Origin of the sequence: Streptomyces aurantiacus (genome assembly GCF_001418335.1) — a bacterium.
GTDB classification, from domain to species: Bacteria; Actinomycetota; Actinomycetes; order Streptomycetales; family Streptomycetaceae; genus Streptomyces; species Streptomyces aurantiacus.
Map to the genome: position 1 here is coordinate 1 of NZ_LIPP01000121.1, position 6324 is coordinate 6324.

Here is a 6324-nt window from a genome sequence, read left to right on the forward strand (position 1 = left end):
TACTGGAACGTGCCGGTGCCCGCCCACACCCGCCCCACCAACTCCCGTACGACATCCGCGCCGCGCAGCGTCAGCACCGACTCCGGATGGAACTGCACCCCGGCGAAGCCGGGCCCGCGCAGCGCGTGCACCTCCTGCTCCCCGCTCCGGGCGACCTCGACGCCATGCGCGGCCAGTTCGACCGCGGCCTCGTCGTCGCAGCGCGCCACGAAGCTGTTGTAGAAGCCCACGGTCTCCGTCCGCCCGAAGAGGTCGATGTCCGTCTGGGCGCCCTGGTACGGGACCTCCTTGCGCACGATCTCAAGGCCCAGCTCCGCCGCGATCAGCTCGTGCCCGAGGCAGACACCCAGCACGCCGTGCCGGTGCCCGCGGACCACCTCCGCGGTGAGCCCGCGCAGGAAGGCCATCTTCGGATCCGTCATGTCGGACGGGTCGCCAGGACCGGGACCAAGGACCAGCGGCCCCTCGTGAGCGAGGACCGCCTCCCGCAGCCCCGCCTCGTCGTACCGCCGTACCGTCACCGCGAGACCGGACGAGCGCAGCAGATGCGCGAGCATCGCCGTGAAGGTGTCCTCGCCGTCCACGACCAGCGCATGGCCCGCCAGTTCGGCGGACGGCTCCTGCATCCGTAGCCAGAACGGGGCCAGCGAAGCCCGCCGCCCGTCGAGCGCGGCCCGCACCCGCGGATCGTCCGCGAGGTTCGGCCGCGCTTCGTCCCCGCCCGGCCGCCCGGGGCGTACGCCGAGGGCGGCCAGCACGCCCGCCGCCTTCGCGTGCGTCTCCGCGACCTCGCTCGCCGGGTCCGACCCCCGGACGAGCGTCGCGCCCACCGGCACCCGCAGGCGTCCGCCGCCGTCGATGTCGGCGGTCCGGATGAGGATGGGGGAGTCGAGGGTCTGGGCGCCGCCCGAGTCCCGCCCGATCAGGGCGAGGGCCCCCGCGTAGTACCCGCGCCCACCGACCTCGTGCCGCTCGATCACCCGGCACGCGTTCTGCACCGGCGACCCGGTGACGGTCGCCGCGAACATGGTCTCCTTCAGCACCTCGCGCACGTCCAGCGACGACCTGCCCCGCAACTCGTACTCGGTGTGCGCGAGATGGGCCATCTCCTTGAGCCGCGGCCCGATCACGACCCCGCCCATGTCGCCGACCGTGCACATCATCTTGAGCTCCTCGTCGACGACCATGGAGAGCTCCTCGATCTCCTTGCCGTCGGCCAGGAACCGCAGCAGGTCCTCCGGAGTCGGCCCCTCGGCGGGATAGCGGTACGTCCCGCTGATCGGGTTCATCACGACGGTCCCGCCGGACATCCGCACATGCACCTCGGGGCTGGCCCCGACCAGCGTGCGCTCCCCCGTGTGCACGACGAACGTCCAGTACGCGCCCCGCTCGCCGACCAGCAGCCGCCGGAAGAGAGCCAGCGCGTCGGCCCGTCCGAACCCCGGGATCTCGCCCTCGTACGTCCGCCGGATGACGAAGTTCGCACCCTCGCCCCGCCCGATCTCCTCGCGCAGCACCCGCCCGACGATCTCCGCGTACTCCTCGTCCGCGACGTCGAACCCACCTCCCTCGACCCGGACGTCGTGCGCGGGCAGCTCCGACAGGGCCTGCTCAAGGGAGAGTTCGTACGTCGTCTCCGGTGTGAGCACCGAGAGCGGGGTGCCGTCGTCGTGGACGTCGAAGCCGCGCTCGCGGATCTGGCGGTACGGGACGAGGGCGAGGCCCTCGGGGATGTCGGCCAGCCGCTCGTACTCGGTGACCGGGCCGAGCAGCAGTTCGACGGTGTCACCCTTCTCGGCGGCGCGGCCCGGCGTGCGGCGGCGCAGCAGGGCGAACGGGCGGGGATCGTCCAGCAGATCGAGCAGGTTCATGGGTCCGGTTTCCTTCTCGGCTTCTCAGCTTCAGGAACGGCCCGGTCGCGGAAACACCGAAGGCCGCCCCTCGGGCGGCCTTCGCGAAGTCTTGCGTACGCGCAGTCAGTGGGCCGCCGGAAGAGCGGGCCACCACCAGTTCTGGTTCTGGGTCGAGTGCGCGAACATGCGGCGCAGACTACCCCATGTGGCACGTGGGTCTTCGATCGAGCGGGACCTGTCTCAATTGATGAGCACGGGGGTGGATGCCCGACACGACCCCGTAATGTTGGCTTCGTGACCGTGACTGCCAAGACCAGCGCCAGCAACACCTGGCGAGACCTGCCCGCGGCGCAGCAGCCCGAGTACCCCGATGCCGAGGCTCTGCGCGAAGTGATCGCGGACCTTGAGTCGTATCCGCCGCTGGTCTTCGCCGGCGAGTGCGACCAGCTGCGCGCCCGGCTGGGAGCCGTCGCCAAGGGCGAGGCGTTCCTGCTCCAGGGCGGCGACTGTGCCGAGGCCTTCGACGCCGTGTCCGCCGACCAGATCCGCAACAAGCTGAAGACGCTGCTCCAGATGGGCGCCGTCCTCACCTACGCGGCGTCCGTGCCGGTCGTGAAGGTCGGCCGCATCGCCGGCCAGTACTCCAAGCCGCGCTCCAAGAACACCGAGACCCGTGACGGCGTGACCCTGCCGACGTACCGCGGCGACTCGGTCAACGGCTTCGACTTCGACGAGAAGGCCCGCATCCCGGACCCCGAGCGCCTGAAGCGGATGTACAACGCGTCCGCCTCCACGCTCAACCTGGTCCGCGCCTTCACCACCGGCGGTTACGCCGACCTGCGCCAGGTGCACGCCTGGAACCAGGACTTCGTGCGGACCTCGCCGTCCGGGCAGCGCTACGAGCAGCTGGCACGCGAGATCGACCAGGCGCTGAACTTCATGCAGGCCTGCGGGGCCGACCCGGAGGAGTTCAAAACCGTCGAGTTCTACGCCTCCCACGAGGCGCTGCTCCTCGACTACGAGTCGGCGCTGACCCGGATCGACTCCCGCACGGGCCACCTGTACGACGTCTCGGGCCACATGGTGTGGATCGGTGAGCGCACCCGTCAGCTGGACGGCGCGCACATCGAGTTCGCCTCGAAGATCCGCAACCCGATCGGGATCAAGCTGGGCCCGACGACGACGGCCGAGGACGCGCTGCAGTACATCGAGCGGCTCGACCCGGACCGTGAGCCGGGCCGGCTGACCTTCATCGTCCGCATGGGCGCCGACAAGGTCCGCGACAAGCTGCCCGAGCTGGTCGAGAAGGTCACCGCCTCGGGCGCGACCGTCGCCTGGATCACCGACCCGATGCACGGCAATACCTACGAGGCCGCCTCGGGCCACAAGACCCGGCGCTTCGACGACGTGCTCGACGAGGTCAAGGGCTTCTTCGAGGTCCACAAGGGTCTCGGCACCCACCCGGGCGGCATCCACGTCGAGCTCACCGGTGACGACGTCACCGAGTGCGTGGGCGGCGGCGACGAGATCTTCGTCGACGATCTGCATCAGCGCTACGAGACGGCCTGCGACCCCCGCCTGAACCGCAGCCAGTCCCTTGACCTGGCCTTCCTGGTGGCGGAGATGTACCGGGACCAGTAGGAGATCAACAGCCGGTTCGGTCGTTACGGACAGGTGTACTGGGGCGCGGATCACATACGATCCGCGCCCCACTCCACTTTTACGGGCCGGACTCGGCGGGTAAGGTTAGGTTTGCCTCACCGGTCATCGGGATGGCACGACCCAGCGAATCCCGTCGGGAGGTGGAACCGCGTGTTCGTCTGCAACTGCTTCGGAGTGACCGAGGCACAGGTGATGAAACACGCGGGGGACGGCGCCTGCACCCCCCGCCAGATAGCGTCCGCCTGCAAGGCGGGCACCGACTGCGGATCCTGCGTACGACGCATTCAGGCACTGCTGGGCCGGGGCGCCTGCCCCAGCCGCGAGCCGGCGGTGCTGGAAGAGGCCGCGTAGCCATTCGGCGCCGCGCCGTTTTTTGGGGGCGCGGGGAACTGCGCGACCAGCCACAACGAACCCGCAGAGTCGCATCCACGCATCCGCACATCCACGCACCCAGCGGAGCGCGACGTCAGCTGTCCGGCTGCTCGATGAGCTGCGCGATGTAGAGCGCCTCGCCGAGCTTCTCCACCAGGTCCAGCTGGGTGTCCAGATAGTCGATGTGGTGCTCCTCGTCCGCGAGGATCGACTCGAAGATGTTCGCGGACGTGATGTCGCCCTTGGTCCGCATCACCTCGATACCGCGCCTGAGCCGGTCGATCGCCTCGACCTCGACCTGGCGGTCCGCCTGGAACATCTCGGTGACCGTCTGTCCGACCCGGACGTGGAAGAGCCGCTGGTAGTTCGGCAGGCCGTCCAGGAAGAGGATGCGGTCGGTCAGGAGCTCCGCGTGCTTCATCTCGTCGAAGGACTCGCTCCGCGTGTACTTGGCGAGCTTCGTCCAGCCGAAGTTCTCCTGCATCTTCGCGTGCAGGAAGTACTGGTTGATCGCGGTGAGCTCGGCGGTCAGCTGCTCGTTGAGGAATTCGATGACCTCGGGGTCGCCCTGCATCGCAGAGGCTCCTTCCAGGCGAGGGGACTGGCGGGTTGCGCCGCATGATTGCACCGGCGTCGAAGATCGTCCAGTAAGTGCATGCTTAGTAAGTAAGTACTGGCTTAGTCCAACTTGTCGTTGATATCGCAGTTGTCGCAGTTGACCGAATGAGTACGGACCTGGTCATGTCCACCGTCCTCGGTCTGTCAGGATGGAGGCATGGGTCAGCCGGTGGGTCGTGAATCTGGAGAAGCCGCGCAGTCGGAGCTTCCGCCGGGGCAGCGACTGCAGCGGGGCTGGCCGGTCACGCACTACGGGCCCGTACCGAAGTTCCGTCCCGAGCGCTGGGAGTTCCGGGTCTTCGGCGCCACCGCCGACAGCGAGAAGCACTGCTGGACCCATGACGAGTTCACGGCCCTGCCGTACACGACGGTGGTGGCCGATCTGCACTGCGTCACGAAGTTCAGCATGATCGGCGCGGAGTGGGGCGGCGTTCCGGCCCGTACGATCCTGGAGATCGCGCCGCCCGCGCCGGCCGCCACCCATGTCATGGTCTGGGCGGAGTACGGCTTCAGCTCGAATCTGCGCCTCGACGACTTCGCGGCCGAGCGCTCGATCCTCGCCACCCACAAGGATGGCGAACTGCTCACCGCCGAACACGGCTTTCCGCTGCGGCTCGTCGTGCCGCAGCTGTACGCCTGGAAGGGCCCCAAGTGGGTCCGCGGGGTGGAGTACATGACGGCCGACCGCCGCGGCTTCTGGGAGGAGCGCGGCTATCACAACATCGGCGACCCGTGGCGCGAGCAGCGCTACTCGTACCAGGAGAAGCCCGGGGACGGCCCCGAACTCTGACGGCCCCGAACTCTGCCGCCTTCCCCGGAGCCCTGACCCGCCCGGGGGTCAGCCGCCCCCCCCAGCAGTTCCTCAGCCGTCCCTCAGCTTCTTCAGGCGTTCCACGTCCGCCGCGTGGCCCTCCTTGCCACCGGGCGTCTCGATGATCAGCGGTACGCCCTCGGTGGCGGGGTGGGTCATCAGGGCGCGGAACGGGTCCTCGCCGATGTGGCCGGCGCCGATGTTCTCGTGGCGGTCCTTGTGTGCGCCCGCCACGTCCTTGGAGTCGTTGGCGTGGATCAGCTTCAGGCGGCCCTCGCCGACCGTGTCCACCAGCAGATCGAGGGTCTGGTGCATCCCGCCGGCCCCGGTGAGGTCGTGTCCCGCGGCGAAGATGTGGCACGTGTCCAGGCAGACACCCAGCTTCGGATGGGCGTCGAGCGCCTCGAAGTACGGTCCGAAGTCCCAGGTCCGCGAGCAGAGCGAGGCGCCCTGGCCTGCGGTCGACTCAAGCAGCAGGAACGGGTCGTCGTCGTGGGTCAGCTCGTCGAGCAGCGGCAGCAGATACTCGCGTACCTGCCGGAGCGCGACCGAGCGCTCCCGGCCGCCGGTCGCCGAGCCCGTGTGCACGACCACGCCCAGCGCCCCGATCGCGCGCCCCCGTCGCAGCGAGTGCCGCAGGGACTCCACCGACTTCTCCACGGTCGCCTCGGTGTGCGAGCCGAAGTTGATCAGGTAGGGCGCGTGGACGTAGGCGGGAAGGGACTCGGCGGCGCAGGCCGCGCGGAACGCCTCGTCCTGGACCGGGTTCCCGGGCGGTGTCGCCCAGCCGCGCGGGTTGGCGACGAAGACCTGGACAGCCTCGGCGGCCAGCTCGCGCGCGTACGAGAGGCCCACGGAGGCGAGGCCTCCGGCGACGGGCACATGGCCGCCGACGGGGTTGCGGGACTGCTGAATGCTCACCCTCCCAGGGTGTCACGCGATCCCGGGCGACCCGTCGCCGGATGTCCTCTGCCCTCGTGTGCACCCGCGCCCCACGCGCCGCCCCAC

The 6324-nt window shown here is 69.4% G+C and carries 7 protein-coding genes; 3 read left to right on the plus strand and 4 right to left on the minus strand.

Features of this window, described 5'->3' with window-relative positions; translation table 11 throughout:
* Both AOK01_RS17490 and AOK01_RS46560 read right to left on the minus strand, forming a co-directional pair.
* Positions 1-1871: anthranilate synthase family protein (locus AOK01_RS17490; protein WP_055512656.1), on the minus strand; the 1871-nt coding region annotated here is incomplete at its 3' end.
* A gap of 105 nt (positions 1872-1976) precedes the next feature.
* Positions 1977-2039: a trp operon leader peptide gene (locus AOK01_RS46560; RefSeq protein WP_107099832.1), complete on the minus strand. Its 63-nt coding sequence runs from the start codon at positions 2037-2039 to the stop codon at positions 1977-1979.
* Positions 2040-2147: 108 nt separating this feature from the next.
* Between AOK01_RS46560 and AOK01_RS17495 the strand changes: the two genes are divergently transcribed.
* Both AOK01_RS17495 and AOK01_RS17500 read left to right on the plus strand, forming a co-directional pair.
* Positions 2148-3494: a class II 3-deoxy-7-phosphoheptulonate synthase gene (locus tag AOK01_RS17495; protein ID WP_055512658.1), complete on the plus strand. Its 1347-nt coding sequence runs from the start codon at positions 2148-2150 to the stop codon at positions 3492-3494.
* Positions 3495-3665: 171 nt separating this feature from the next.
* Positions 3666-3866 (plus strand): (2Fe-2S)-binding protein, encoded by a 201-nt coding sequence (locus AOK01_RS17500; protein ID WP_055512661.1) that lies wholly within the window; start codon positions 3666-3668, stop codon positions 3864-3866.
* A 115-nt stretch (positions 3867-3981) separates the two neighbouring features.
* On the opposite strand, the gene bfr is transcribed toward AOK01_RS17500, so the two are convergent.
* Complete coding sequence (bfr, locus tag AOK01_RS17505; RefSeq protein WP_055512663.1) at positions 3982-4461, minus strand: bacterioferritin; 480 nt, start codon at positions 4459-4461, stop codon at positions 3982-3984.
* A 201-nt stretch (positions 4462-4662) separates the two neighbouring features.
* Here bfr and AOK01_RS17510 point away from each other — a divergent pair, with 201 nt between their 5' ends.
* Positions 4663-5295 (plus strand): sulfite oxidase-like oxidoreductase, encoded by a 633-nt coding sequence (locus AOK01_RS17510; protein ID WP_055512665.1) that lies wholly within the window; start codon positions 4663-4665, stop codon positions 5293-5295.
* Between the two features lie 72 nt (positions 5296-5367).
* Here the strand turns inward: AOK01_RS17510 and AOK01_RS17515 are convergent, their stop codons facing one another.
* A complete protein-coding gene (locus tag AOK01_RS17515) occupies positions 5368-6237 on the minus strand; it encodes a deoxyribonuclease IV (RefSeq protein ID WP_055512667.1) in 870 nt (289 codons plus the stop codon).
* Positions 6238-6324 lie beyond the last annotated feature (87 nt).

What these genes read in the sequence shown, in the direction of transcription:
- AOK01_RS17510 (WP_055512665.1), top strand. Translation starts at nt 4,663, where the DNA reads ATGGGTCAGCCGGTGGGTCGTGAATCTGGAGAAGCCGCGCAGTCGGAG.
- bfr (WP_055512663.1), bottom strand. Translation starts at nt 4,461, where the DNA reads ATGCAGGGCGACCCCGAGGTCATCGAATTCCTCAACGAGCAGCTGACC.